22 protein-coding genes are annotated in these 24983 nt (G+C 69.8%); 14 read left to right on the forward strand and 8 right to left on the reverse strand.

Features of this window, described 5'->3' with window-relative positions; genetic code table 11:
• Positions 1-51: 51 nt before the first annotated feature.
• Both DEU34_RS01145 and DEU34_RS01150 read right to left on the reverse strand, forming a co-directional pair.
• Positions 52-1404 (reverse strand): FAD-dependent oxidoreductase, encoded by a 1353-nt coding sequence (locus DEU34_RS01145; RefSeq protein ID WP_121148076.1) that lies wholly within the window; start codon positions 1402-1404, stop codon positions 52-54.
• Positions 1401-3242 (reverse strand): dihydroxy-acid dehydratase, encoded by a 1842-nt coding sequence (locus DEU34_RS01150; RefSeq protein WP_220659911.1) that lies wholly within the window; start codon positions 3240-3242, stop codon positions 1401-1403. The genes DEU34_RS01145 and DEU34_RS01150 overlap by 4 nt, the downstream gene beginning before the upstream one ends.
• A gap of 159 nt (positions 3243-3401) precedes the next feature.
• Here DEU34_RS01150 and DEU34_RS01155 point away from each other — a divergent pair, with 159 nt between their 5' ends.
• The 7 genes from DEU34_RS01155 (at position 3402) to DEU34_RS01185 (ending at position 10760) form a co-directional block, all read left to right on the forward strand.
• On the forward strand, positions 3402-4385 hold the full coding sequence (locus DEU34_RS01155) for an amidohydrolase family protein (RefSeq protein ID WP_183042300.1): 984 nt from the start codon (positions 3402-3404) through the stop codon (positions 4383-4385).
• A 55-nt stretch (positions 4386-4440) separates the two neighbouring features.
• Complete coding sequence (locus tag DEU34_RS01160; RefSeq protein WP_121148079.1) at positions 4441-5268, forward strand: IclR family transcriptional regulator; 828 nt, start codon at positions 4441-4443, stop codon at positions 5266-5268.
• Positions 5269-5492: 224 nt separating this feature from the next.
• Positions 5493-6491: an ABC transporter permease gene (locus DEU34_RS01165; RefSeq protein WP_183042301.1), complete on the forward strand. Its 999-nt coding sequence runs from the start codon at positions 5493-5495 to the stop codon at positions 6489-6491.
• Entirely contained in the window at positions 6488-7405 is a 918-nt protein-coding gene (locus tag DEU34_RS01170; RefSeq protein WP_121148083.1) for an ABC transporter permease, read from the forward strand. Before DEU34_RS01165 ends, DEU34_RS01170 begins: the two co-directional genes overlap by 4 nt.
• A complete protein-coding gene (locus DEU34_RS01175; RefSeq protein ID WP_121148085.1) occupies positions 7405-8331 on the forward strand; it encodes an ABC transporter ATP-binding protein in 927 nt (308 codons plus the stop codon). The genes DEU34_RS01170 and DEU34_RS01175 overlap by 1 nt, the downstream gene beginning before the upstream one ends.
• Before the next feature lie 10 nt (positions 8332-8341).
• Positions 8342-9106, forward strand: coding sequence for an ABC transporter ATP-binding protein (locus DEU34_RS01180; RefSeq protein ID WP_259459990.1), 765 nt, complete (start codon positions 8342-8344; stop codon positions 9104-9106).
• Positions 9107-9161: 55 nt separating this feature from the next.
• Entirely contained in the window at positions 9162-10760 is a 1599-nt protein-coding gene (locus DEU34_RS01185; RefSeq protein ID WP_183042302.1) for an ABC transporter substrate-binding protein, read from the forward strand.
• Between the two features lie 63 nt (positions 10761-10823).
• On the opposite strand, the gene DEU34_RS01190 is transcribed toward DEU34_RS01185, so the two are convergent.
• On the reverse strand, positions 10824-11900 hold the full coding sequence (locus DEU34_RS01190; RefSeq protein ID WP_121148092.1) for a zinc-binding dehydrogenase: 1077 nt from the start codon (positions 11898-11900) through the stop codon (positions 10824-10826).
• A gap of 148 nt (positions 11901-12048) precedes the next feature.
• Here DEU34_RS01190 and DEU34_RS01195 point away from each other — a divergent pair, with 148 nt between their 5' ends.
• The 4 genes from DEU34_RS01195 to DEU34_RS01210 are packed head-to-tail and all read left to right on the forward strand — an operon-like array spanning position 12049 to position 15865.
• The gene (locus tag DEU34_RS01195; RefSeq protein WP_121148094.1) at positions 12049-12603 is read left to right on the forward strand and encodes a UGSC family (seleno)protein; all 555 of its coding nucleotides are present in this window, start codon (positions 12049-12051) and stop codon (positions 12601-12603) included.
• Entirely contained in the window at positions 12600-13664 is a 1065-nt protein-coding gene (locus DEU34_RS01200; RefSeq protein WP_220659912.1) for a hypothetical protein, read from the forward strand. Before DEU34_RS01195 ends, DEU34_RS01200 begins: the two co-directional genes overlap by 4 nt.
• Positions 13665-13703: 39 nt before the next feature.
• On the forward strand, positions 13704-14546 hold the full coding sequence (locus DEU34_RS01205; protein WP_121148096.1) for an SDR family NAD(P)-dependent oxidoreductase: 843 nt from the start codon (positions 13704-13706) through the stop codon (positions 14544-14546).
• Positions 14543-15865, forward strand: a complete 1323-nt coding sequence (locus DEU34_RS01210) for a phenylacetate--CoA ligase family protein (protein ID WP_121148099.1) — start codon at positions 14543-14545, stop codon at positions 15863-15865. The genes DEU34_RS01205 and DEU34_RS01210 overlap by 4 nt, the downstream gene beginning before the upstream one ends.
• A gap of 107 nt (positions 15866-15972) precedes the next feature.
• Here DEU34_RS01210 and DEU34_RS01215 read toward each other — a convergent pair whose 3' ends face one another.
• Complete coding sequence (locus tag DEU34_RS01215; protein WP_121148101.1) at positions 15973-17328, reverse strand: MFS transporter; 1356 nt, start codon at positions 17326-17328, stop codon at positions 15973-15975.
• Positions 17325-17777 carry a MarR family winged helix-turn-helix transcriptional regulator gene (locus DEU34_RS01220; RefSeq protein ID WP_259459991.1) on the reverse strand — a complete coding sequence of 151 codons (453 nt, stop codon included), beginning with the start codon at positions 17775-17777 and terminating at the stop codon, positions 17325-17327. Before DEU34_RS01220 ends, DEU34_RS01215 begins: the two co-directional genes overlap by 4 nt.
• An 82-nt stretch (positions 17778-17859) precedes the next feature.
• Between DEU34_RS01220 and DEU34_RS01225 the strand changes: the two genes are divergently transcribed.
• Positions 17860-18702: an alpha/beta fold hydrolase gene (locus DEU34_RS01225; RefSeq protein ID WP_121148103.1), complete on the forward strand. Its 843-nt coding sequence runs from the start codon at positions 17860-17862 to the stop codon at positions 18700-18702.
• Between the two features lie 88 nt (positions 18703-18790).
• On the opposite strand, the gene DEU34_RS01230 is transcribed toward DEU34_RS01225, so the two are convergent.
• The 3 genes from DEU34_RS01230 to DEU34_RS01240 form a co-directional block, all read right to left on the reverse strand.
• Positions 18791-19795 carry a sugar phosphate isomerase/epimerase gene (locus tag DEU34_RS01230; protein ID WP_121148105.1) on the reverse strand — a complete coding sequence of 335 codons (1005 nt, stop codon included), beginning with the start codon at positions 19793-19795 and terminating at the stop codon, positions 18791-18793.
• A gap of 59 nt (positions 19796-19854) precedes the next feature.
• Positions 19855-20997 carry a Gfo/Idh/MocA family protein gene (locus DEU34_RS01235; RefSeq protein ID WP_121148108.1) on the reverse strand — a complete coding sequence of 381 codons (1143 nt, stop codon included), beginning with the start codon at positions 20995-20997 and terminating at the stop codon, positions 19855-19857.
• A gap of 97 nt (positions 20998-21094) precedes the next feature.
• Positions 21095-22144 carry a substrate-binding domain-containing protein gene (locus DEU34_RS01240; RefSeq protein WP_121148109.1) on the reverse strand — a complete coding sequence of 350 codons (1050 nt, stop codon included), beginning with the start codon at positions 22142-22144 and terminating at the stop codon, positions 21095-21097.
• Positions 22145-22413: 269 nt separating this feature from the next.
• Here DEU34_RS01240 and DEU34_RS01245 point away from each other — a divergent pair, with 269 nt between their 5' ends.
• Both DEU34_RS01245 and DEU34_RS01250 read left to right on the forward strand, forming a co-directional pair.
• The gene (locus tag DEU34_RS01245; protein WP_259459992.1) at positions 22414-23934 is read left to right on the forward strand and encodes a sugar ABC transporter ATP-binding protein; all 1521 of its coding nucleotides are present in this window, start codon (positions 22414-22416) and stop codon (positions 23932-23934) included.
• Positions 23931-24983, forward strand: a complete 1053-nt coding sequence (locus tag DEU34_RS01250; protein ID WP_396652096.1) for an ABC transporter permease — start codon at positions 23931-23933, stop codon at positions 24981-24983. The genes DEU34_RS01245 and DEU34_RS01250 overlap by 4 nt, the downstream gene beginning before the upstream one ends.

Genomic DNA, 24983 nt, shown 5'->3' on the forward strand with positions numbered 1-24983 from the left:
GCGCCGCGGTGGTTCTCGTGCGCGCGAGTGAGGGTCCAGCGGACGCGCGGCCTACACGGCGACGGTGAGGTCGGTGCCGAGGTAGGCGCCGTCGTTCGCCAGCTGGGCCTGGAGCGCCGCGACGTCGATGCTCGCAGCATCCGTCCCGCCCGACAGGGCGAGCGCGGCGGCCGTGCCGGCGGCCTGGCCCATCGCGAAGCACGGGCCTGTCACCCGGCCCGACGACTGGCCGCCCTGCGTCATCGACGCCGACCGGCCGACCACGAGGAGGTTGCCCACCTGCTGCGGCACGATCATCCGGTACGGCAGCTGATGGAATCCGCGGCTGCCCTCGGGGGCGAAACGGAACTCGACATCACCGGCGACGTGCGCCTCGACGGGCCAGCCGTTGACGCCGATCGTGTCGTCGAAGTCGGCGTTGCCGAGCACGTCGTCCTGGGTCAGCTGGTAGCCGCCGACGATGCGACGCGTCTCGCGGATGCCGATCTGGGGTGCGATGTCGACCACGTACGAGTCCTGGAACCCGGGGGTGCGCTCGCGGATGAAGGCGAACGTCTCCTTCACCTGCTGGCGCCCCTGGATCTCGCCGTGGGTGAGCTGGCGCACATCGGTGCCGTCGACCGCGCTGCCGTCGTCGTTGTGGAGCTGGGTGAGGTTCGACCTCCACTCCAGGGGGTTGCGCTGGGGGCGCACGATCGGCTTCTTGCGCGGGAACGAATGGGTCCCCGCCGCCTCGGCGTCTTCCATGAGCCGTCGGATGGTCTTCCACGCCTCGCCCGCCTCTTCGGGGTGCACGCCGTTGATGCGGAACATCAGCGACGGGAAGAGCAGCTCGGGGGAGCGCTCGTAGGGAGCCCCCGACCAGGCGGCGATGTCGGCGTCGCCCGATCCGTCGATGAAGAATCGCGCGCGGACGGCGCTGCGGCCCGACTTCGACTCCAGCACGACGGCGTCGATCGTCTTCTCGTCGGACATCACCACGTCGACCGCGGTCGCGTGGAAGAGGAGCTCGGCCCCGGCGGCGAGAACGAGCTCGTCGGCCGCGATCTTGTAGGCCGAGATGTCGAACGACACCGCCATGATGCGGTTCTCGATCGTCAGGTGAGGGGTGTTCAGGCCGTCGAGCGCGGTGAGGCGGTCGAGGAGCTCGTCGACGAAGCCGTGGACGACCAGGCGGTCCTCCCCGAAGACGCGGGCGTGCAGGCCGCAGAACGTGCTGAGTCCGCCCATCGTGCCCGCGCCGCCGAGGAACCCGTAGCGTTCGACGAGCAGTGTCGACATGCCCGCTCGGGCAGCGGCGGTCGCCGCGAGGAGCCCGGCGGGCCCGCCCCCGATCACGACCACGTCGTACTCGCCGATCACCGGGACCGCGCGCGCGGGAAGGTGGATGGTGGAGGAGGTCATACCGTTTCCTTCGTTCGCTGTTCGGGGGATTTCTCGCAGGTGCTGCGCCCGGGGCGGGTGCACAGGACGGCACCGCACGAGAGGGGCTGCACCAGCTGCTCGTACTGGTCGAGCATCCCGCCGCCGGAGTCGCGATCGACGGGGGGCGAGTACGGCGGGCGCGCCGCCAGTTCGGCGGGATCGACGAGCAGGTCGACGCGACCCTCGGCGAGGTCGATGTCGATCACGTCGTCGTCTTGGACCAACCCCAGCGGGGCGCCGGGGGCGGCGGCCTCGGGGGAGACCTCGCCGACGGAGACGCCCTGGTTGACCAGACCGCTGAACTGGCCGTCGGTGACGAGCGCGACGCTGTCGGCGAGACCGCGTGCGTGCAGGGCGAAGATGAAGGCGGAGGTGAGTCCCATCCCGGGCGCTCCGGAGACGCCGATGCCCCGGATGACGGCGACGTCGCCCTCGCGCAGACGCCCGCTGGATATCCCCGCGATCGCCTCCTCGCGATTGGCGAACACGCGAGCGGGCCCGGTGAAGCGGTGGGGGCCGGGGTCGGGCACCGGACGCTTGGCGACAGCGCCACCGGGGGCGAGAGTGCCGCGCAGCACCGAGATCGCCGGGTCGGTGCCGAAGGGGTGGTCGAGGGAGCGGATGACGGTGCCGTCGGCGGGGGCCGCGGACTCCAGCGCCTCGCCCATCGTCTGTCCGGTCACGGTGAGTCGATCGAGGTCGAGCAGCGGGCGGAGCTCGCGGAGCATCGTCGCCGCGCCGCCGGCGTCTTCGTAGTCCTCCACGAGTGCGGGGCCGTTGGGGCGCACCGAGGCGAGGAGGGGCGTCTGGCGGCCGAGCTCGCGGAACGCCTCCCACACGTCGACATCGATCCCCGACTCGACGGCGATCGCCTGCAGGTGCTTGATCGTGTTCATCGAGCCGCCGACGGCGAGCATGGCCCGCACGGCGTTCAGGATCGACCCGGCCGTGATGATGTCACGCGGGCGCACATCGCGCTCGACCAGGTCGGCCAGCGCCGCAGCCGACCGACGCACGGCATCCCACATCCGCTCGCTGTTCGCGCGCACGGGCGTCGACCCCGGCACGGCCATGCCGAGGGCCTCGGCCACGACGTGCATCGAGTTGGCCGTGGCCATCCCGGCGCAGACGCCGGGACCGAGGATCGCGTCGTCGGCGAGTTCTTCGAGGTCGTCGACGGGTTCGCCGGTGACGGCTGATTTCGCCGCGAGGAGGAAGACCTCCTCGACGTCGGCCTCGCGCCCCTCGGCGCGCCCCGAATGCTGGTAGCCGCACGCGACCACGACGGTCGGGATGTTCAGGCGCCCGGCGGCCATCAGGTGCGCGGGGGTGGTCTTGTCGCACGAGCTGAGGCAGATCATCGCGTCGAGCTTCGCGCCCTCGACGGCCGCCTCGATGTCGTTGACGATGAGGTCGCGGCTGGGCAGGATGTAGCGCCCGGCCCGTCCGGCGCTGGTGACGAAGTCGCTCGGAGCGGTCGTGCGGATCTCGAACGGCAGCATCCCCTGCGCGCGGAGCTCCTCCTTGAGCACCGGGACGATCTCGTCGAGGTGGGCGTAGCAGGCGGCGAGCTCAGACGAGGTGTTGACGATCGCGACCTTCGGCTTGCGGAGGTCCGACACGGGGATCCCGAGCGAGACCCAGTGGGCGCGCCGGGCGATTCCCAGAGCGGAGGTGGGAGGCAGGTTGCTGCGCAGTTCGGGCATCGTCGTCCTCGATCTCAGCCGTGCCGACCGCACCGCGTCGGCGCGGTCGTTGTCAGCGATCGCGGGAGTGCCGATCGCCGCACCCAACGTACGTCGGAGGGGGCGTAGCATCCGCCCCTCCTTTCCACTCAGCGGAAGGCGTTCGGTGCGGTCGAGAGCAGCGCTGCGGACGTGCTCGGCTTCCATCAGGCGGAAGCCTCGATGTCTCGACCCCGGCGTGGTCGGAGAGTGGTGGCGCCGGCCGACGGCAGACCTCGACGAGGAGGACGCATGATCATCGATGCCCATGCCCATGTCATCCCGGGGGTCTTCCCCCCGGATGAGGGGTTCCCTGCGATGGAGCCGATCGAGGCCGACACGGCGAGGATGCTCGTGTTCGGTGCGACCCGGTTCCGCGCACGTGCCGCGTTCTTCGAGGCCGAGAGCCGGATCGACGCGATGGACGCCGCCGGGGTCGACCAGGAGATCGTCTCTCCGATGCCGCCGCTCCTGAACACCGCCGTCGAGGCGCCCCTGGCCCGCGAGATCTCCCGCTACGTCAACGAGTCGGTGGCCGAACTCGTCGCCGCCGGCGACGGGCGCATCCACGGACTGGGGATGGTCTCGTTGCAGGATCCCGAGTCGGCCGCCGAGGAGCTCGGCACCGTCCAGGATCTCGGGCTCCGCGGCGTGGAGGTTCCCTCGAACGTGCGGGGGGTGGCGATCGGGGACGCCCGGTTCACCGAGTTCTTCCGGGAGATCGACCGCCGCGGTCTCTCGGTGTTCGTCCATACCCTCCCGCGCGCCGACGAGCCGGAGCTGCCGGCCGCCCTCCGCGGCTCGATCGGGGTCGGCATCGAGGGCGCGCGCGCCGCATCCTCCCTGCTCTTCGGGGGCATGGCCGACAGCTGCCGGCTCGATCGCGTGCTCTTCAGCCATGCCGCCGGGGGCCTCCCGCTCATGCTGGCGCGCGCCGACTACTTCTGGTCGCAGCAGGATGCGGACACGCGATCGGCGCAGGCGCCGAGCGCCGTGGCGAGACGCTTCTTCTACGACTCCATGCTCTTCGACCCGCGCGGACTCCGCTTCGCGGTCGACTACCTCGGCGCGGACCGCCTGGTGCTCGGCACCGACTTCCCCGCCATGCCCCGACCGGGTGTGCTCGGAGCGACCCTCTCGGGCTTGGAGCTGTCCGACGAAGACGCCGAGAGCATCGGATCCGCCAACGCGCTCGCGTTCCTCGATCTGGCCGAGGCCCTGATCGACGTGCCGTGATGACGACGACGAGCGCCCTGCCGGACGGGGTCAGGTGCGGGGGAGGGGGAACACGATGGTTCTGGAGACCGTGACGGAGCAGGAGAACCCGAAGCGGACGGCCGCGGCGCGCGTGCTCGCGGTGCTGGGGGCCTTCTCGCAGGGCGGTGGTGCGCTCACGTTGACGGAGATCAGCAGGTACGCCGATCTCTCTCTGACGACGGCTCACCGGCTCGCTCACGAGGTGCTCGAATGGGGCGGGCTCGAACTGGACGACGAGGGTCGGTACCGTCTGAGTCGCAAGATCCTGGATCTCGCGTCGTCGTCCACACGGGCTCTGCGCCTGCGTGAGAGCGCCCTGCCGCACATCTCCGATCTGCACCGGCTGACCGGCCTGACCGTGCACCTCGGAGTGCGCGACGGCGGCGACGTGATGTATCTCGAAGCGCTCCGTCCGCACTCGAACTATTCGGGCGAGAACCGCATGGGCGGTCGGATGCCGCTGCACGTGACCGCGACGGGGCTCGCCCTGCTCGCCTACGCCGAACCGGCGTTCGTGGACGACTACCTCTCCCGCCCGCTGAAGAGATTCACCTCGCACACCCTGGCCGATCCGGGTGCCGTCCGGGCGGCGCTCGAGGTCGCGAGACGCAATCGGTTCGTCGTCGTGAGCCAGACCATCTCGCTCGGTGCGGGGGCCGTCGCCGCCCCGGTCTTCAGCGAGGACGGGAGCGTGGAGACCGTCGTCGGGACGGTGTACCTGATCGGACGAGACGATCCCGCGAAACTCGTCGATCCGGTGCGCGCCGCGGCGACGCGCGTCGGGCACGCGCTCGCCGAGCGTCGAACCCGTCCCCACCCGCGCACCGTCGACTTCAACCGACGCAGCGCGGGCTTCTTCTGACACCCCCCGTCCCGGCCTGCCCGGCGACCGACCTTCCGCCCGGCGGAACCGGGCGTTGGGTCACCGAGAGGCCCGGGGCGAAGGTGAACCCACACTTCACGAGCGTGAATCGAAGGAGATCCGATGCTCGCACTCCCCACCACCCGTTCCGACGGTCCCGCAGCGCCGGGTCATCGGTGCCGCGGATGCCGGTTCGCCCCCGCCGGCCGACGAGGAGCCCGACGATGAGGGCGATCGTGAGCCGCTACGGGAGGCTGCTCGTCTCCTCGCTGCTGCTCTTCGTCGCCGTGATCACGGTGCTGTTCGTGCTGCTCGAGCTCGCCCCGGGCAACCCCATCCAGAGCCTCGTCGGCGACGTGCCGATCTCCCCCGCATTCGAAGCGCAGATCACCGCGGCCTACGGCTTGGACAAGCCGCTCTGGGAGCGGTACTTCATCTACCTCGGGAACGTCTTCACCGGCAACCTCGGCTTCTCGTTCGGTACGAGCGAGCCGGTGCTCGACCTGATCCTCGGACGGGCCGGCAATACCCTCGCCCTGGCCATCCCGTCGTTCGTCATCTCGACCACGCTCGGCATCGTGCTCGGATCGATCGCCGCTCGCACGCGTCGCCGGTGGCTCGACAGCAGCATCTCCGGCGTCGCGGTCGGTCTTTTCTCGGTGCCGAACTTCTGGCTCGGGATGATGCTCATCATGGTGTTCTCGCTCACCCTCGGGTGGCTGCCCACCCAGGGCAAGGCGCCGTACGGCCAGGAGGGCATCGCCCTGCAGTACATGGTGCTGCCGATCATCACGATGGCCACGAGCGAGCTCGCCTACAAGACCCGGATCATGCGCGCGTCGATGATCGAGTCGCTGAGCCAGGACTTCATCGACACCGCCCGGTCCAAGGGCGTCTCGTCGCAGCGCGTGCTGTGGCGCCACGCCATGCCGAACGCGCTGCTGCCCATGGTCACGATCTCGGGCTACAGCCTCGGGTTCATCCTGGCCGGTTCGGTGCTCGTCGAGCGCGTCTTCGGATGGCCCGGGATGGGGCTGCTCTTCATCGATGCGATCGGTCGCCAGGACAACCAGGTCGTGCTGGGCGTCGTGATCGTGCTGACGGTCACGATCATCATCGTCAACATCCTCACCGACGTCGTCTACGGCATCGTCGACCCCCGGCTGCGGTCGCAGCTCGTCCGCAGAAGCACCACCACACGAAAGATCGAGGTGCCAGCATGACCACGACGGACGAGGCCATCGTCATCGGCGCCTCCCAGCCCACGGGAACGGACCACGGCGCTCCCACCGAGGGACGGGTCGCCTCACGTCGGCCGACATGGAAGGTCTTCCTCGGCAAGCCCTCCACCCTGATCTTCCTGCCGCTGCTGCTGTTGTTCGTGCTCGTGTCCGTCATCGGGCCGTTCTTCGTCGGTAGCCCCAGTGCCACGGGCAATCCGCCCCTCCTCCCGCCGAGCGGGCAGTTCCCCCTCGGAACAGACGACCTCGGACGCGACTATCTCGCCCGCGTCGTCTACGGCGGCCAGATCTCGCTCCTCGTCGGTTTCACCGTCGCTCTCCTGTGCATGACGATCGGCGTGGTGGTGGGTGGGCTCGCCGGGTACTACGGCGGGTTCATGGACACGGCCCTGGTGAAGGTGGCCGAGTTCTTCCAGGTGCTGCCCGGGCTGATCCTGGCGCTCGTCGCGGCGGCCCTGCTCGGGTCGAACGTCCTCATCATCGTGGTCATCCTCGCGATCACCATGTGGCCGAGCTGCGCGAGGATCGTGCGAGCCGAGGCGATGCGCATCTCCAAGCTCGGATACGTCGAGTCGGCGAAGGCCGCCGGGTTCGGGGGCCTTCGCATCCTCTGGTCGGACGTCATCCCCAACGCCATGCCCCCGGTGCTCGTGGCGACCAGCATGACGGTGGGTCGCGCGATCCTCGTGGAATCGGGACTCGCCTACCTCGGCATCGGCGACACCAACCGGCCGAGCTGGGGAGCGCTGCTCAACTCGGCGCAGGCCTACATGCAGCAGGCGTGGTGGCTCGCGCTGTTCCCCGGCATGTGCATCTTCCTCGTCGTGCTGGCCGTCAACATCCTCGGCGACGGACTGAACGACGCGCTGAACCCGACGATCGGGAGGGTCAAGTGATGGCCGTCGACACGAACGGGCGAACCGCCGAGCGGGAGTCGCGTGCGGCGGGGCGGGAGCCGATCCTGCGGGTGGAGAACCTCAGGGTGCACCTGCCGACGGGCGACCGCACGGAGGTCGAGGCGGTCAGTGATGTCAGCATCACCGTGCACGACGGCGAGCGGGTCGGCATCGTCGGGGAATCGGGATCGGGCAAGTCGATCACCGGACGAGCGATCTCCGGCCTCCTACCCACCTCGCCGCGGGTACGCGTGGAAGGCTCCATCCACTTCTCCGGTCGCGAGATGAACGGTGCGTCCGCCGACGCGTGGGCCGAGGTGCGCGCCCGCAGGATCGGCATGATCTTCCAGGACCCGCTGACGTTCCTCAACCCCACGATGCGTGTGGGGGCGCAGGTGGCGGAGTCGCTCGAACCTCAGTCGCGACGAGGACGCGCCGCACGCACGAGCGAGGTCGCCCGCTTCCTGCGGCTGGCGGGACTCGACGACGCGGAACAGGTCGCGATGAGTTTCCCGCACGAACTGAGCGGGGGGATGCGCCAGCGCGTGCTGATCGCGATCGCCATCGCGAAGCTCCCCGATCTGATCATCGCGGACGAGCCGACGACCGCCCTCGACGCCACCGTGCAGGCCCGGGTGCTGCGCACGCTCGACGACACGGTCTCGCAGCTCGGCAATTCCCTCATCCTCATCTCGCACGACATCGCGGTCGTCGCGGGCATGACCGATCGCATCTACGTCATGTACAACGGTCGCGTCGTCGAGGAGGGCCTCACCGCCGAGGTGCTCGCTCGCCCGAGACACGAATACACCCGGGCGCTCCTGCGCAGCGTCCGCAGTCTCTCCGACGAACACCTCGAGCTGTACTCGATCCCGTGGGAGCTCCGTCGAGAGCTCTCGAAGGAGGCGGCGACCCATGCTCCTTGAAGCACGGTCTGTGACCAAGTCCTTCCGCGGTCGCCGCGGGGGCGCACCCGTCGTCGCGGTGCGCAACGCATCACTGCGCGCCGAGCCCGGGCGGTTCGTCGCCATCGTCGGCGAGAGCGGGAGCGGCAAGAGCACTCTGGCCCGCATGCTCCTCGACCTCGTCCCGGTCACCGACGGCACGGTCGAACTCGACGGCCGCGACATCGCGCAGCTGCGAGGTGGCGACCGGCGCGCCTACCGGCGCCGCGTGCAGGCGGTGCTGCAAGACCCGGCAGGCTCGCTCAATCCGCGAAAGCGCGTCGAGCAGGCCATCGGCGAGGTCGTCCGGCTGCACCGCATCGCGACCGGTCGATCGGCCGTGCGCGCGAAGGTGGTCGAGGCGCTCGAGCTCGTCGGCATGGAGCCCGCCGAGCGCTTCCTCGACCGATTCCCCCACGAGCTCAGCGGCGGCCAGCGCCAGCGCGTGCTCATCGCCCGCGCCATCGCGCTCGGCCCGGACATCATCGTCGCCGACGAGGCGGTCTCGGCCCTGGACGCCTCGGTGAAGGCGGGGGTGCTGAAGGTCATGGCAGACCTGACCGAGACGATCGGCGTCGGCTACGTCTTCATCACCCACGATCTCCCGGTCGTCCGCAAGGTGGCCGACTACGTCTACGTGATGAAGTCCGGCGAGATCGTCGAAGAGGGGCCGAAGCACCGACTGTTCGCCGATCCGCAGCATCCGTATACCCGGACGCTCCTGGCCGCTGCGCCCGAACTGGCGCCGGCCGACTGAGCGTCCATCCAGAGAACACACCGTGTCCCAGACACCTGCAGAGAGGCAGAGAAACGTGCTCAACAAACGCAACCGCACCCTGGGGGTGCTCGCCGCGATCGCGACGGTCGGCCTGGCGCTGACCGCCTGCTCCGGCTCCACCGACGGCGGAGGTGCATCCGGCTCCGACGAACGCATCTATGTGCAGGCGCTCGCCGCCGACCCCCAGAGCTTCAACGCCCAGCTGACGAACGGCGCTTCGCCGTCGGCCTTCAGCGCGCAGATCCTCGACACCCTGATCCGCATCTCCGACACGTACGAGCTGTCTCCGGGGCTCGCCGAGGAGTGGGATCTGAGCGACGACGGGAAGCTCCTGACCCTCACTCTCCGCGAGGGGGTGACCTGGCACGACGGCGAGCCGTTCACCGCCGAGGACGTGAAGTTCAACCTCGACGAGATCGTGGAGCTGCAGACCTTCGGTGCGGCCCTCGCGGCGAGGTTCGAGTCGGTCGACATCATCGACGAGCGGACGGTGGAGGTGCGCCTGACGGAGACGTACGGCCCGATTCTCGAGACGCTGGCGGTGCAGTACATGCTGCCGGCGCACATCTACGAGGGCACCGACTACGTGACCAACCCCGCGAACATGGCGCCGATCGGAACCGGACCGATGATGTTCGGGTCGTTCCAGTCGGGTTCCGAGGTCATCCTGGAGAAGAATCCCGACTACTGGGACGGCGAGGTGCTCGTCGACCGAGCCATTTACCCGATCATGAGCGATCCGAACAGTCGCGCGCTGGCGCTCTTCGCGGGCGAGGTCGACCAGGCCGGCCTCGACCCCGCGCAGCTGTCGCAGGCCGACGGGCGCAACGACATCAGTCAGATGAGCGGCGGGTCGTTCCCCCAGGTGATCACCATGATGTTCAACGGTGTGGGGGGAAAGCTCGACGACCCCGAGCTGCGCAAGCTCGTCTACGCGGCCCTCGACCGCACCGAGATCACCGATGTGGCGCTCGGCGGACGGGGGACCCCCGCCGAGACCTTCTTCCCGCCCGCGCTCGACTGGGCCGTCAACGACGACATCGACTTCGCCACCGACTACCCGCACGATGTCGACGCCATCAACGACGCGCTCGACGACGCCGGGTACCCCGTCGGACCCGACGGCTCGCGCTTTACGCTCAACACCCGGTACATCACCGAGCTCAGCGAGGTCGGATCGACCGCCGAGATGGCGGCGGCGCAGCTCGAGCGCGTCGGCATCACGCTGAACCTCGTCGGGTCGGCCTCGGCGGTGTTCACCGAGAAGGTCTACACCGAGAGCGACTTCGACATCGCCTTCCTGCGCTCCACGCTGGGGTCGGACCCCAGCAACGGCATCGTGCGCTGGTACGCGTGCAACCCCGACAAGCTCGCCGCATCCAATCCGTCGGGCATCTGCGACGACGAGATCATGGCGGCGGCGTCGGCCGCGCTCGCATCGACGGACCGGGAGGTGCGCGGGGAGGCCTTCCGCGATCTGCAGGAGCGCGCGGGAGAGCTCATGATCTACGCGCCCGTCGCGTGGTACACCGGCTGGCTGCCGCTGCTGAACGACTCGCGCTGGCAGGGTGTGGACGAGCGGATGCCGGCGACGAACCTGACCCCGTGGACGTCCATGACGCTGAAGGGCTGACCGTCCACACGCAGAAGCGCCCGTCCCGATCCCGGGGCGGGCGCTTCTGCGTGTACGGCTGGGTCAGGGGATCATGCTGACGTGCACGCTCGGCTCATCGTCGACGCGGCCCGCGAGCACCTCGATGGCGCGGGCGGCGTCGTCGAGACCGAAGGTGTGGGTGCTGAGCGCACCGAGCGGGTAGGCGCCCGACTCGATGAGGGCGATCGCCTCGCCGATAGCGCGCCCCTCCACCCCTCGGGCGCCGATCACGCGCAGACCCTTCTGCACGATGCGGTCGGTGACGATCTCGATGGACGCACCGTGCTTCAGACCCGCGAGCACGACGGTCCCGCCCATGCGGGCGACGTCGAGGCTGTCGCGCACCGGCTGCGCCGCGTTGGGGGTCAGGTCGAGCACGACGTCGGCTCCCCGGCCGCCCGTGACCTCGGCGATGCGTTCGACGGCGTCTTCGCGCTCCACGTCGATCGTGGTCTCCACGCCGAATCGGCGGGCGAGCTCCAGCTTGTGCGCATCGCGGGTCAGGCCCGTGGCGATGACGTGCGCGGCGCCCACCGACAGCGCGGCGATGGCGGCGGCGATGCCCCGTTGCCCCGCGCCGAAGACGACGACCGTGTCGCCCTCCTTCACGCCGCCGAGGTGGTTCGCCCATCGGAAGCCGGCGGCCAGCGGGTTGTACATCGCGGCCTCGACGAGCGGCACGTCGTTCGAGATGCGGTGCATGACGGTGTTCGGGTGAAGGTACATGTACTCGCCGAAGCCGCCCGTCAGTGCACTCCCCGGTACGGGGCGGTAGCCGTAGGCGCCGACGGAGTCCTCGCAGGAGCTGAAGATCCCGGCGGCGCACTGCCGGCACCGGTGGCACGGGACGACGACCTCCACCGCCACGCGGTCGCCTTCGGAGACCCCCCATCGTCGCGCAGCATCCGCGCCGATGCGGTCGATGACCCCCACCGGCTCGTGCCCGGGAACGAGCCGGCCGAACCTCCCCCCGGTCGTGACCTGTTCGATGTCGCTGCCGCAGAGACCGTTGACCTCGACTCTCAGGAGGGCGTCGTCGGCGGAGATCCCGGGAAGCGGCACCTCCTCGATCTCGAATCGACTCGGTCCGCTCAAGAACGCGGCGCGTGCTGTCGTCATGGGTGTTCCCTCCATCGGTCGTCGTTGACATCTCGACGCTAAGAGGCCGGATGCGGCGGACGATCCGCCATTCCGCGGTGTGGAAGCGCCGCCCGGCGGTCGATGAGCCCGCGTCATAGTGGTGCCAGTTCTACGAGGAGGTACTCCCATGGTTGCGATCATCGACCCCACGGCGCGGCATCAGGTCGGCGCATCCGCGGCAGCCGCCGCGGCACCACGACCCGACAGCCTTGCGGGGCTGCGCATCGGCCTGCTCGAGAACACCAAGCGCAACGCCGACGGCATCCTGGCGGCGCTCGGCGCCGAGCTGGCCGCTCGGAACGACGTGGAGTCGCTGGTGCACCTCACCAAGACGGTGTTCGCGATGCCTCTGCCCGTCGACCTCGTCGAGGAGCTCATCAACGAATGCGACGTGGTGGTCGTCGGAGTCGGTGACTGCGGGTCGTGCAGCGCCTCGGCGGTCGCGGACGGGATCGCGCTGGAACGCATGGGGATTCCGACCGCGGTCATCTGCACCGATTCGTTCGTCGCACCGTCGCAGGCGATGGCGGGCTTGAAGGGGGCGCCGGAGTTCCCGTTCCTCCAGACGGCCCACCCGATCGCGAACCTCAGCGACGCGGGCGTCGAGGAGCGGGGGCGCTCGCTGGCCGCCGCGGTCGAGGCTCGCCTGCTCGGCGACCGCGTTCCGGCCCTCGCGCCGTGACCGGTTTCGTCGGGACCGAATCGCCCGTCGACGAGCGGATCGCGCAGCTCGATCCGGAGGGGGCTCGCGACGTCACCGAGCATCTCCACAGCCAAGGGTGGACCGACGGTCTGCCCGCGGTGGCCGCGACCGACGACATCGTCGCCGGCTTCCTCGCCGAGACCGATCGCGACCCCGACGACGTCGTCGGCAGGCACCCGCAACTCGAGCGCGAGGTCACGGTGCGCGACGTCGCGGTCAACGCCGTCATGGCCGGGTGCCTGCCCGAACATCTGCCGCTCGTGCTCGCCTCGTGGGACGCTCTGTCCTCCGAGCGCGCCGCCCTCGGGGGAGGGTGGCAGAGCACGAGCGGCCCCGGTCCGCTGCTGATCGTGAACGGCCCGATCCGACAGCGTCTGGGCATCGCCTCGGCCGGGGGTGCGTTGGGGCCGGGTTTCCGCGCCAACCTCAGCGTGCCGCGGGCGATCGGTCTGACCGTGCGCAACGGGTTCGGCATCCGGCCGCGTGAGCTCGAGCAGGCCACCCTCGGTGTGCCCGGGCGATGGAACCTGTGCATCGGGGAGAACGAGGAGGAGAGCCCGTGGGAGCCCCTGTCGGTCGAGCTGGGCCACGCGCCCGGTGACGACGTGGTCTCGGCGACGCTCGTCCGAGGATTCGAACTCGTCGACAACCGCAGCTTCACCTCCGCGGAGGATGTGCTCGGCGACCTCGTCGACACCGTGCAGCGCTCCGGCGCCCTCATCGGCCCGCACAGCCCGGCCGGACTTCTCCTCAACCCCGAACACGCGCGTCTGTTCGCCTCCGCCGGCATGAGCAAGCAAGACGTGCGCGAGTGGATCACCACCCGCGCGGGCAAGACCGAGCGCGAGCTGGCGGCCGTCGGCAAGGGGCTGAACGGGCGGGGCGACCGCACGTTCGAGCCGGACCACTTCCATCGCACGATCGCCGGATCGGCGGTGGGGCAGTTCCCGATCGTGGTGGCAGGCTCATCGAACGCGGCCATGTCGCTGGTCTTCCGGGTGCTCGGCGCCTGGTCGGGGCGCGCCTTCCCCGTGCGCTGATCGCGGCGCCGACATCCATCCCTGCAGAGAGGCAGCGACATGAGCGAAGAGAACTGGCCCGTTCCGGTCGGCGACCCGTTGGCGACGGCGTCGGCCCCGTGGCTCGAGGGCAAGGTGGCGCTGATCGCCGGTGGTGGTCTGAGCGGGCCCGAGGGCGGGGTCGGCTTCGCCCTCGCCTGGCTCTGCGCGCGGAACGCGGCCCGCGTCGCCGTGCTCGACCGCGACCCGGCCGCGGGGGAGCGCACGGTCGCGGCCATTCGCGAGGCCGGCGGCACGGCCGAGTTCTTCGAGGTCGATGTCACCGATGACGAGTCGGTGAAGACGGCGGTGGATGCTGCGGCCGCGCACTTCGGACGCATCGACGTCGTCGCGGACTCGATCGGCGGGGGCGGCACCCAGCCGATGTTCGACGCGACGCCCGAGGAGTTCGAGCGGGGGATGATGCTCAACTTCACCGCGGTGTGGTTCGTGCTGCGGCACGCGCAGCGACACCTGGGGCGCGGGGGTGCGATGGTGACGATCTCGTCCGGGGCGGCCGAGGGGCGCGGGCCCGGGATGTCGTACTCGTTCGCCAAGTCGGCGCTGGAGAAGATGTCGACCGGGGCCGCGGCGAGTCTCGCCCCTCGCGGCATCCGGGTCAACTGCGTACGGGTGGGGATGATCTGGGGCGCGTTCGCCGCCCGCGGTCTGTCGGCCGAACAGCGACAGGTGCGCGCCGACAATGTGGCGCTCAAGACCGAGGGGAACAATTGGGACATCGCGTCGGCGGCGTTCTTCCTCGTCACCGAGCAGGCGCGCTGGATCACCGGCCAGGTGGTCACGGTCGATGGCGGCGGCTTCGCCCCTCGCAACATGGGCCAGGCCGGAAGCGCGAAGAAGTGACGACGGTCGCTGCCGGAGCGACCTGGGAATCGACGCAGGCGGCGCAACTGGAGGAGTTCGGCCCGCTGCTCGCGCGCCTGGGGCGCCATGACGCGTGGGAGACCCGCATCGGACGCAGCGCCGCGCCCTCCCACCTCGACGACCTGCTCGCACTGCCCTTCACGACGAAGGAAGACCTCCGCGCGGCGCAGGCCGAACGCACCCCCGAGCACCCGCTGGGCGCGTTTCAACTCGTCGACACGCGTCGACTATCGCAGGTGACGAGCTCGTCGGGCACCACCGGTGCCCCGACGTACTTCGGTCTGACGGACACCGACGTTCGCCGCTGGAGCGCCCGCATCGGCGATGCCTACCGCACCGCCGGTGTCACGCCCGGATCGGTCGTCGCGCTGACGACGGGAATGGCGATCGTCGCGGGCGGCCTGCCGTACGCCGACGGCATCCGCGACGCGGGCGGCGCGCTCGCATGGATCGGCGGCCAGACCACCGGGCGCATGGCGCTGGGCATGCAGCGGCTCGGCGTCGACGTCCTCGTGGCCACCGCGTCGTTCGCCGCGCATTTCGCCGAGCGGTGCGAGCAGGAGCTCGGGGTGTCGGCGCGCGAACTCTCGGTGCGCACCGTCATCGCGGGCGGAGAGCCCGGCGCGGGCGTGCCGCACATCCGTCGCGGGATCCTCGATGCCTGGAGTGCGACCCGCGTCAGCGAGTTCATGGGGCTCGGCGACATCCTCCCCGCGATGTGGGCCGAGTGCGAGATCGGTCGGGGTATGCACTTCACCGCCGCCCCCGACGTGTTCGTCGAGCTCATCGACCCCGAAACCCTCGCTCACGTGCCGTGGGAGACCGGCGCCACCGGTGAGGCGATCTACACGACCCTTCGTCGTGAGGCGTCACCGGTGCTGCGGTTCCGGTCGCGCGATCAGCTGCAGATCACCGCGGTGGACTGCCCGTGCGGGCGTGCGACGCCTACGATGCGCTGCGTCGGACGCACCGACGACATGCTCATCTACAAGGCCATGAACGTCTACCCCTCGGCGATCCGCGAGGTGGTGCTGGAGGCAGCATCCGATGTGCTGTCGGGAACCATGCGCATCCGCAAGGACGACGACGCCCAGGTTCGTTTCGACGAGGACATCCCGCTCGAAGTGGAACTGCGCGAGGGTGTCGAGCCCGCCGACGCGGCTGCGTCGCTGGGCGCGGCGGCCGCGCTGGTGCGCGAGCACCTCCGCGTGCGCGTGGCGATCGAGCCGCGGAGGGCGGGAGCGATCCCCGTCAGCGACTACAAGAACGCGCTGGTCTACACGCCGCCGCCGAGCTGACCGTCGAGGGTGCCCGATTCGGCCAAGGGTGCCCGCATTTTCGCTCACCTATGGCGAGAACGGGCACCCTCGTTGTTCGAGCGCGAGGACGCGCCCGCGTGCGCGGCTCAGGAGCGGGGCGACGACTCCGTGGGGCGCGGAAGGGGGATGGCCGTGGTGCCGGCGACCTCGTCGCTGAACTCCTCCGGAACCGGTGCGGGCACGACCTCGATCGGACGCGTCTCGTCGAGCGTGAGGGCGAAGCGCCGGCTCTCGTGGCGATGCACGCGGCCCGACAGGAGGGTCCACGTGACGCCGACCGCGCAGGCGACGAGCGCGGCGATCGCGGCGACGAGTATGGCCGCGCGCGGGCCCCACTCCGAGGCGATCCAGCCGACGACGGGAGCGCCGACGGGCGTGCCGCCGAGGAGGATCGCCATGTAGAGCGCCAGCACCCGGCCGCGCAGGGCGGGGTCGGTCGTGGTCTGCACGTAGCCGTTCGCCGTGGTGAGCATCGTGACGACCGAGAAGCCGACGAACACGAGCGTCACGGCGTACAGCAGGTAGCTCGGGGCGATCGACGAGGCGAGCATCGCGACTCCGAAACCGCCAGCGGCGACCACCACCAGCCGCAATCGGGCGCGTTCCCGACGGGCGGCGAGGAGCGCGCCGGTGAGCGAGCCGATCGCCAGGATCGAGCTGAGGAGGCCGAAACCGTCGGCCCCCTGGCCGAACTCGAGGGCCATGGTCGACGCGAAGATCGGGAAGTTCATGCCGAAGGCCCCGAGGAGGAACACCATCACGAAGATGACCGCCAGGTCGCCGCGCTTTCCGACGTAACGGAATCCGTCGGCCAGGCGCGAGCGGCCGCGCATCTTCGGGCGCGGCACGAGCTCGTGCGGCCGCATGATCGCAAGAGCCACGAGCATCGCGACGAAGGTGAAGGCGTTGACGAGGAAGACCCAGCCGCTGCCGATCAGCACGATGAGCACCCCGGCGACGGCGGGTCCGATCAGGCGCGCGGTGTTGAACGACGCCGCATTGAGCGCCACGGCGTTCGACGCGTTCTCTCTCGCGACGAGGTCGGAGACGAACGCCTGGCGAGCCGGGTTGTCGAACGCCGTGACCACGCCGAGGGCGAGGGCGAAGCCGTACATGAGCGGCAGGGTCATCACGCCGGTCAGCACGAGCACGCCGAGCGCGACGGCCAGCAGCAGCATGACCGTCTGCGTCACCATGATCAGGCGCCGGCGGTCGAAGCGGTCGGCCACCCAACCGGTCACCCCCACCAGCAGCAGGGGAGGCGCGAACTGCAGGGCCATCGTCACGCCCATCGCGCCGGCGTCGCCGTCGGTGAGCTGGGTGAGCACGACCCAGCTCTGGGCCGTCGACTGCATCCACGCCCCGACGTTCGATACGACGGCGCCGATGAACCACACGCGGTAGTTGAACACCGCGAACGATCGGAACATCGACGAACTCATCGGTCCGCCAGCCTCTGCATGATCTGCGCGGCACGGACGAGGGTGGCGCGGTCGTCGTCGGTGATCTCCGCCAGCGCTCCCTCGAGCCACGCGTCGCGGCGGCGGGCCGTCTCGACGACGACGGCGCGTCCTTCGTCGGTCAGATCGAGCGTGATCTTGCGGCGGTCATCGAGCGAGGGCGTGCGGCTGAGCAGCCCCGACTCCTCGAGGCTGTTGACGGTGCGGTTCATCGACGGCGCCGTCACCCGCTCGCGGGTGGCGAGCTCGGCGAGCGTGTGGGGGCCGAAGACCTTGAGGGCGGCGAGCACGGCGAACTGGCCGTCGCTCATCGTGTCGACCGCGCGCTGGGCGCGGAGGCGGCGGGCGAGTCGGAAGGTCGCCATCCGGAAATCGGATGCTGCGGTGCCGAGGTCGCTCGGTGGTTCGGGGGGTGTCGTCGAGTCGTTCATGCAGTGATTAGCATAGCTCATTAGTCGAGCTAAGGGCAGGGTGGGGGAGGGCTCGCGCCATCGCCCCGCTAGGCTCGGCGACATGCCCGAGTTCGCCGATGCGCACGGTGTCGCGATCGTCTACGACGTCCACCCCGCCGATCGGCCCCGCGCCGTGGTGCAGCTGCTGCACGGCGTCGGTGAACACGCCGGCCGCTACGGCGCGCTCGTGGACTCCCTCGTCGCCGAGGGGTACACGGTGTACGCCGACGACCACCGCGGCCACGGGCGCACCGGCCTGCGTCAACACGGCGATCCCGCGAAGCTCGGACGGCTGGGGCGCGGCGGACACCGCGCGGCGGTGGACGCGGTGCGGGAGCTGACCGAGCGCATCCGCGGCGAGAACCCCGGGCTGCCGCTCGTGCTGGTCGGTCACTCGTGGGGGTCGTTCCTCGCGCAGATCCTGGTGAACCAGCATCCCGACCTCTACGACGCCCTCGTGCTCAGCGGGTCGGCGTTGCGCTGGCCCGGCTCGCTGAACGCCGGCAACCTCAACGCGGCGTGGAAGGCCGAGGGCGCGACCGGGACGGAATGGCTCTCCTCCGACCCCGACGTCGGGCAGGCGTTCCTCGATGATCCGCTGACGACCTCCGTACCGCTGCTGAAGCTCTTCGGCCCGCTCGACGCCGTGCGGCTGTTCGGACGCCCCGCCCGAGGCCTGCGCGACATCCCGGCGCTGCTGATGGTCGGGCGCGAGGACTCGGTCGGCGGCCCCCGCAGCGTGCACAAGCTCGCCGACGCCTACCGCACGCGCTCCGGCCTCACCGACGTCACGACGCTCGTGTACCCCGAAGCCCGGCACGAGATCTTCAACGAGCTCAACCAGGCCGAGGTGCGCGCGGATCTGCTCGTCTGGCTCGCAGCGCGCTTCCCCGCCCGCACCTGACGTGGATCGGATGCTGCGCGAGGGAGCGGGCCGGCACAGAGCAAGGGCCCGACCCCCGGGCTGGGGAGTCGGGCCCTTGGCGTCGAGGCTACTTCGTACTGAAGGCGGAGTCGAAGGCCGCGGCCGACGGCTCGTAGCTCGAGAGGCGGCGAACGAAGGCGAGGGCCTCGGGGGCGCCGACGAGGCGGTCCATGCCGGCGTCCTCCCACTCCACCGACAGCGGTCCCTGGTAGCCGATGGCGTTCAGCATGCGGAAGGCGTCCTCCCACGGCACGTCGCCGTGGCCGGTCGAGATGAAGTCCCAGCCGCGGCGCGGGTCGGCCCACGGCAGGTGCGAACCGAGGCGGCCGCTGCGACCGTCGACGAGGCGCTTCTTCGTGTCCTTGCAGTGCACGTGGTAGATGCGGTCCTGGAAGTCCCAGAGGAAGCCGACCGGGTCGATGTCCTGCCACACCATGTGCGACGGGTCCCAGTTCAGCCCGAACGCCTCGCGGTGACCGATGGCCTCGAGGGCGGCCTTCGTCGTCCAGTAGTCGTACGCAATCTCCGACGGGTGCACCTCGTGGGCGAACCGCACGCCGACCTCGTCGAAGACGTCGAGGATCGGGTTCCAGCGGTCGGCGAAGTCCTGGTAGCCGGCGGCGACCATCTCGGCGCTGGCGGGCGGGAACATCGCGACGTACTTCCAGATCGACGAGCCGGTGAAGCCGGTGACGGTCTTCACGCCGAGCTTTGCGGCCAGGCGCGCCGTGTTCTTGAGCTCTTCCGCGGCGCGCTGGCGCACGCCCTCCGGATCGCCGTCGCCCCACACGCGATCGGACACGATGTCGCGGTGGCGCTGGTCGATCGGATCGTCGCAGACGACCTGGCCCTTGAGGTGGTTCGAGATCGTCCACACCTTCAGGCCGTTGCGCTCGAGCACGTCGAGCTTGCCCTGCACGTAGGCGTCGTCATCCCAGCGCCACGGGTCGAGGTGGTCGCCCCAGCAGGCGATCTCCAGGCCGTCGTAGCCCCATTCGCCCGCGAGGCGGGCGACTTCCTCGAAGGGCAGGTCTGCCCACTGGCCGGTGAAAAGCGTGATCGGTCGCGCCATCGCGGTGTCCTTTCGTCGGTACTCGGAATCGCCTGAGAAGGCGGGGGAGGAGAAGTCGGTCAGTCGACGGGCGTCCAGGCGCTGTCGGCGTTCGAGCTTCGCTCCACGGCGTCGAGGACGCGCTGCACGTGCAGGCCGTCCGCGAACGACGGCGTGGGGGCGGAGCCGTCGGCGATCGCCTCGACGAAGTCCTTCGCCTGGTGGGAGAAGCCGTGCTCGTAACCCAGCATGTGGCCGGCGGGCCACCAGTTGCCGACGTACGGGTGGCCGGGCTCGGTGACGAGGATGCGGCGGAAGCCCTGCTCCTCCGCCGGTGCCGTGGCGTCGTAGTACTCGAGCTCGTTGAGGCGTTCGAGGTCGAACGAGAGCGCGCCGGTGGAGCCTGCGATCTCGATGCGCAGGGCGTTCTTGCGTCCGGTGCGGAAGCGGGTGGCCTCGAAGGAGGCGAGAGCGCCGGAGGACAGGCGCCCCGTGAACAGGGCGAGGTCATCGACGGTGACCGCGCCGCGCTCGGTGGTCGCGGTGCCCGACAGTCCCGAGGACTCGCCGAGAAGAGGGCGCTCGGCGACGATCGTCTCGAGGATGCCCGAGACGCGCGAGAGGCTCTGGCCGGTGATGAATTCGGTGAGGTCGACGGCGTGGGCGCCGATGTCGCCCAGTGCGCCCGACCCCGCGCGGTCCTTCTGCAGGCGCCAGGTGAGCGGCGCCTCGGCGTCGCTGAGCCAGTCCTGCAGGTACTCGGCGCGCACCTGGCGGACGTCGCCGATGCGGCCGGCGGCGACGAGGTCGCGGGCGAAGGTGGCCGCGGGGACGCGGCGGTAGGTGAAGCCGACCATGGAGCGGACCCCGCGCGCGGCGGCGCGCTCGGCAGCATCCGTCATGGCCTCGGCCTCGGCGACGGAGTTTGCCAGCGGCTTCTCGCACAGCACGTGCTTGCCGGCGTCGAGCGCGGCGATGGCGATCTCCGCGTGGGTGTCACCGGGGGTGACGATGTCGACCACGTCGATGTCGGAGCGGGCGATGACCTCGCGCCAGTCGGTGGCAGCCTCCGACCAGCCCCAGCATTCGGCGGACGTCCGCGTGCGCTCGAGATCGCGGCCGACGAGCACCGACATCTCGGGTTGCAGGGGGAGTTCGAAGAAGCGAGGGGCGACGCGCCATCCCTGGGAATGCGCGACACCCATGAAACCGGCGCCGATCATTGCGACGCGGAGGGGCTTGGTCAAGGCAAAGGTCTTTCTCTAGACAACGGGTGAAAGGTGGGGGCACCCGAATGACGGGTGCCCCCACACGATCAGATCAGGACTCGAAGGAGAGGTCGATGAACTGCGCGACGTTCTCCTTGGTCACGACGGGCGCGTCCAGAACGATGCGGTTCGGAACGCTCGGCGTGATCAGGTCGCCCGCGGTCTTGCCCTGTGCGATGAGGCGAGCGAGGGCGATGCCGTCCGCGGCCTGGGTCGACGGGTAGATGACGGTGGCCTTCAGCACGCTGTCGTCGGCCTCGATGGCCTCCATCGCGTTGCGGCTGCCGGCACCGCCGACCATGAAGAACTCGTCGCGACCCGCGGCGGAGATCGCCGCGAGGACGCCGATGCCCTGGTCGTCGTCGTGGTTCCAGATGGCGTCGATCTTCGGGTTGGCCGAGAGCATCTGCGAGGTGGCCGATTCGCCGCCCTGCACCGTGAAGTCCGCGGCGACGCGGGGTCCGACCTCGAGGCCGCAGTCCGACAGCGCGTCGGCGAAGCCCGCGGAGCGGTCCTGGGTCAGCGGCAGCGAGTCGATGCCGGCGATCTCGCCGATGACGGCGTCGGAGTTGCCGCCGAGCTCGGCACAGATGTAGGTACCGGCGCTGACGCCCATGCCGTAGTTGTCACCCAGAACGGTGGAACGCGCGGCGAACGGGCTCGAGAACTCGCGGTCGACGTTGATGACCGGGATGCCGGCCTCCATCGCCTTGATGGCGACCTCGGTCAGGGCTGCGCCGTCGCTGGGGAGGAGCACGATGGCGTCGACGCCGTCGTTGATGAACGTCTCGACGGCCGCGATCTGCGCGGTGACGTCGTTGGTTCCCTCGGCCTGGCGGAGCTCGACATCGGGGAAGCTCGCCGCTGCGGCGAGGGCGCCCGAGTTGATGGCGCCGAGCCAGCCGTGGTCGGCCGCGGGACCGGAGAAGCCGATGACGACCGTGTCGCCGGCTTCGGCGTTCTCTTCGGTCGTGGTGCCCTGGTCGACGACGTTCTCGCCCTCGGCGGCGCCGCCGGTGCAGCCCGCGAGAAGTCCGACGCTGGCGAGAAGCGCAACGCCGGTGAGAACCAGGCGAGAGCGCGACTTCAGGATTGTGCGCATGTTCTTTCCTCCTTGAATGTGATGCAGCTTGGGCCAGCGTGCTCTCGGGAGTTCCATACGAAGGAGAGGTCCACGCTGACGAGCATCACCGTAACAGAAGTGACGGCGGATTGGGCAACTTTTGTTATCCGACGGTTATAAGTTCCGCTGACCTGTCGGGAGGCGCGCAAACCCGCGCCCGCGCGTGCGTGGACGGTCTGTACGTGCCCGCCGCATCGACGTGCGGGAAAGGGTCGCGCGCTGGTGCGGTGTCGTGTTATGTTCGCCCGGTGATCAAAGTTGACCATCAGTCGTCATTACTCCAGGTACGGGATGTAACGAAGTCCTTCGCCGGCGTTCGGGCGTTGCGCGGTGTCGATCTCGACATCGCACCGGGTGAGGTCCACTGCGTGCTGGGGCAGAACGGTGCGGGCAAATCCACCCTCATCAAGACCCTCGCCGGAGTGCATCGCCCGGACGGCGGAGAGATCCGCTGGCGCGGCGAGGTCGTCGATATCCCGACGCCCGAGGCAGCCATCGAGCTGGGCATCGCCACGATGTACCAGGAGCTCGACGTCGTCGACGGCCTGACCATCGCCGAGAACATCTTCCTGGGCCACGAGCTGGCTCGCGGGGGCTTCACCAAGCGTTCGGAGGCGGCCAAGCAGACGCGGGCGCTCCTCAAGCGCCTCGGGCACTCGAACCTCTCCCCGCACGCGGAGGTCGGCTCCCTGAGCGCGGCCAACAAGCAGATCGTCAGCATGGCGCGCGCCCTTTCGCACGACATCAAGCTGATCATCATGGACGAGCCCTCCGCCGTGCTCGACACCGAAGAGGTCAAGAACCTCTTCCACGTCGTGCACGAGCTCACCGCCGAGGGCATCGCGGTGGTCTACATCACGCACCGCCTCGAGGAGATCCGCCAGATCGGTGATCGCATCACCGTGCTGAAGGACGGCCGCACGACCGCCGTGGGCCTCTCTGCGGCCGACACGCCGACGCCCGAACTCATCCGACTCATGACGGGCCGCGAGGTGGCCAACATCTTCCCCCCGCGTGTCCCGGTGCCGGCGGATGCGGCGACCATGCTCGACGTGCGCGACCTCGCGCTCGACGGCGTCTTCGAAGACGTCTCGTTCACGGTGCGAGCGGGCGAGGTCGTCGGACTCGCCGGCCTCGTCGGGTCGGGACGCTCCGAGATCCTCGAGACGGTCTACGGCGCGCGGAAGGCGACCAACGGATCGGTCAAGGTCGGTGACAAGCCCCTGAAGAAGGGGTCGGTCGTCGATGCGGTCAAGGCCGGCATCGGCCTCTCGCCCGAGGAGCGCAAGAGCCAGGGCCTCGTGCTCGACGAACCGATCTTCGTGAACATCACGCTGGCGTCGATGAAGAAGTTCACCAAGGGCGGCTTCACCGATGACCGCTCGGCTCGGAAGACGGCGCTGGAGCAGATCGAGGCGTTCGAGCTTCGTCCGGCCGATCCCGATCGTGCCGCGCGCACCCTCTCGGGCGGCAACCAGCAGAAGATCCTCCTCGCCCGGTGGCTGGTGCACGGAACCCGTGTGCTGCTGCTGGACGAACCCACCCGCGGCGTCGATGTGGGCGCCAGGGCGGAGATTTACACCCTGATCCGCGATCTCGCCGCCGCCGGCAACGCCGTCGTCGTCGTCTCCAGTGAGATCGAGGAGGTGCTCGGTCTCGCCGACGTCGTCCTCGTCGTCGCCGACGGCCGCATCCTCCGCACCCTCCCGTCCGACCAGATCGACGAGCACGGAGTGCTCGACCTCGTCATGAAAGGATCCGCCGCGTGAGCGAGCAGATGTCCCCCACCGGGTTGCGAAGCGCCCCTCCTGAGACCGCGGCGACGCCCGTGGACTCACCTCAGCCCGCATGGCGTCGCGCCCTCTCGGGACCCGTCGGCCGCAACCTCGGCCTCGTCGTCGCGCTCCTGGTCATCGTGATCGTCGGCGCCATCACCGCGCCGACGAGCTTCATGTCGGTCGACAACATCCTCGTCATCCTCCGGCAGGCGTCGATCTTCGGCGTCGTCAGCATCGGTATGACGCTGGTCATCATCGCCGGCGGTATCGACCTCTCCGTCGGATCGGTGCTCGGACTCGCCTCGGTCGTGGCCACCCTCGCCGCGGTGCAGGACCTCGCCGACAACCTCCACTGGGTCTTCATCGTCATCATCGCCCTCGCGGTCGGTCTCGGCGCGGGCTTGATCAACGGCATCGTCATCGCCTACGGCAACGTCGTGGCGTTCATGGCGACGCTCGCCATGCTGGTCGGCGCCCGGGGTCTCGCCGAGATCCTCGCCGACCGTCGCACGCTGATCGTCAGCGATCGCGGGTTCGTCAGCTTCATGAACGCCGATTTCCTCGGCGTCGACGTGCTCATCTGGATCTTCGTGCTGGTCGCGGCGCTCGGCTGGATCCTCCTCAACCGCACCACCTTCGGTCGACGCACGGTCGCCATCGGCGGTAACCGCGAGGCCGCGCGTCTGGCCGGTATCAACGTGCGCCGTCACACGATGTGGCTCTACGCCCTGTCGGGCCTGTGCGCCGGTATCGGTGCCGTCATGATCCTCGGTCGCACGACCGCGGGAAGCTCGACCAACGGCACGCTCCTCGAGCTCGACGCCATCGCGGCCGTCGTCGTCGGCGGCACGCTGCTCGTCGGCGGACGTGGAACCATCACGGGCACGGTCTTCGGCGTGCTCATCTTCTCGACGCTGACCAACGTGTTCGTGCAGAACAACCTGTCCTCGTCGGTGCAGGCGGTGGCGAAGGGCGTCATCATCGTGGTCGCGGTGCTCCTGCAGCAGCGCTTCGCGCGGCCGTCCGGAAAGTCGAGCTGA

It is taken from the genome of Microbacterium sp. AG1240, from assembly GCF_003635115.1.
In the GTDB taxonomy this organism is placed as follows: domain Bacteria; phylum Actinomycetota; class Actinomycetes; order Actinomycetales; family Microbacteriaceae; genus Microbacterium.

Bases quoted from the DNA above. Each gene is read 5' to 3' on its own strand.
- DEU34_RS01165 (WP_183042301.1), top strand. From the start codon at position 5,493: ATGAGGGCGATCGTGAGCCGCTACGGGAGGCTGCTCGTCTCCTCGCTG.
- DEU34_RS01230 (WP_121148105.1), bottom strand. From the start codon at position 19,795: ATGGCGCGACCGATCACGCTTTTCACCGGCCAGTGGGCAGACCTGCCC.
- DEU34_RS01225 (WP_121148103.1), top strand. From the start codon at position 17,860: ATGCCCGAGTTCGCCGATGCGCACGGTGTCGCGATCGTCTACGACGTC.
- DEU34_RS01145 (WP_121148076.1), bottom strand. From the start codon at position 1,404: ATGACCTCCTCCACCATCCACCTTCCCGCGCGCGCGGTCCCGGTGATC.
- DEU34_RS01160 (WP_121148079.1), top strand. From the start codon at position 4,441: ATGGTTCTGGAGACCGTGACGGAGCAGGAGAACCCGAAGCGGACGGCC.
- DEU34_RS01240 (WP_121148109.1), bottom strand. From the start codon at position 22,144: ATGCGCACAATCCTGAAGTCGCGCTCTCGCCTGGTTCTCACCGGCGTT.
- DEU34_RS01150 (WP_220659911.1), bottom strand. From the start codon at position 3,242: ATGCTACGCCCCCTCCGACGTACGTTGGGTGCGGCGATCGGCACTCCC.
- DEU34_RS01195 (WP_121148094.1), top strand. From the start codon at position 12,049: ATGGTTGCGATCATCGACCCCACGGCGCGGCATCAGGTCGGCGCATCC.
- DEU34_RS01220 (WP_259459991.1), bottom strand. From the start codon at position 17,777: ATGAACGACTCGACGACACCCCCCGAACCACCGAGCGACCTCGGCACC.
- DEU34_RS01205 (WP_121148096.1), top strand. From the start codon at position 13,704: ATGAGCGAAGAGAACTGGCCCGTTCCGGTCGGCGACCCGTTGGCGACG.
- DEU34_RS01170 (WP_121148083.1), top strand. From the start codon at position 6,488: ATGACCACGACGGACGAGGCCATCGTCATCGGCGCCTCCCAGCCCACG.
- DEU34_RS01175 (WP_121148085.1), top strand. From the start codon at position 7,405: ATGGCCGTCGACACGAACGGGCGAACCGCCGAGCGGGAGTCGCGTGCG.
- DEU34_RS01190 (WP_121148092.1), bottom strand. From the start codon at position 11,900: ATGACGACAGCACGCGCCGCGTTCTTGAGCGGACCGAGTCGATTCGAG.
- DEU34_RS01155 (WP_183042300.1), top strand. From the start codon at position 3,402: ATGATCATCGATGCCCATGCCCATGTCATCCCGGGGGTCTTCCCCCCG.
- DEU34_RS01235 (WP_121148108.1), bottom strand. From the start codon at position 20,997: ATGATCGGCGCCGGTTTCATGGGTGTCGCGCATTCCCAGGGATGGCGC.
- DEU34_RS01215 (WP_121148101.1), bottom strand. From the start codon at position 17,328: ATGAGTTCGTCGATGTTCCGATCGTTCGCGGTGTTCAACTACCGCGTG.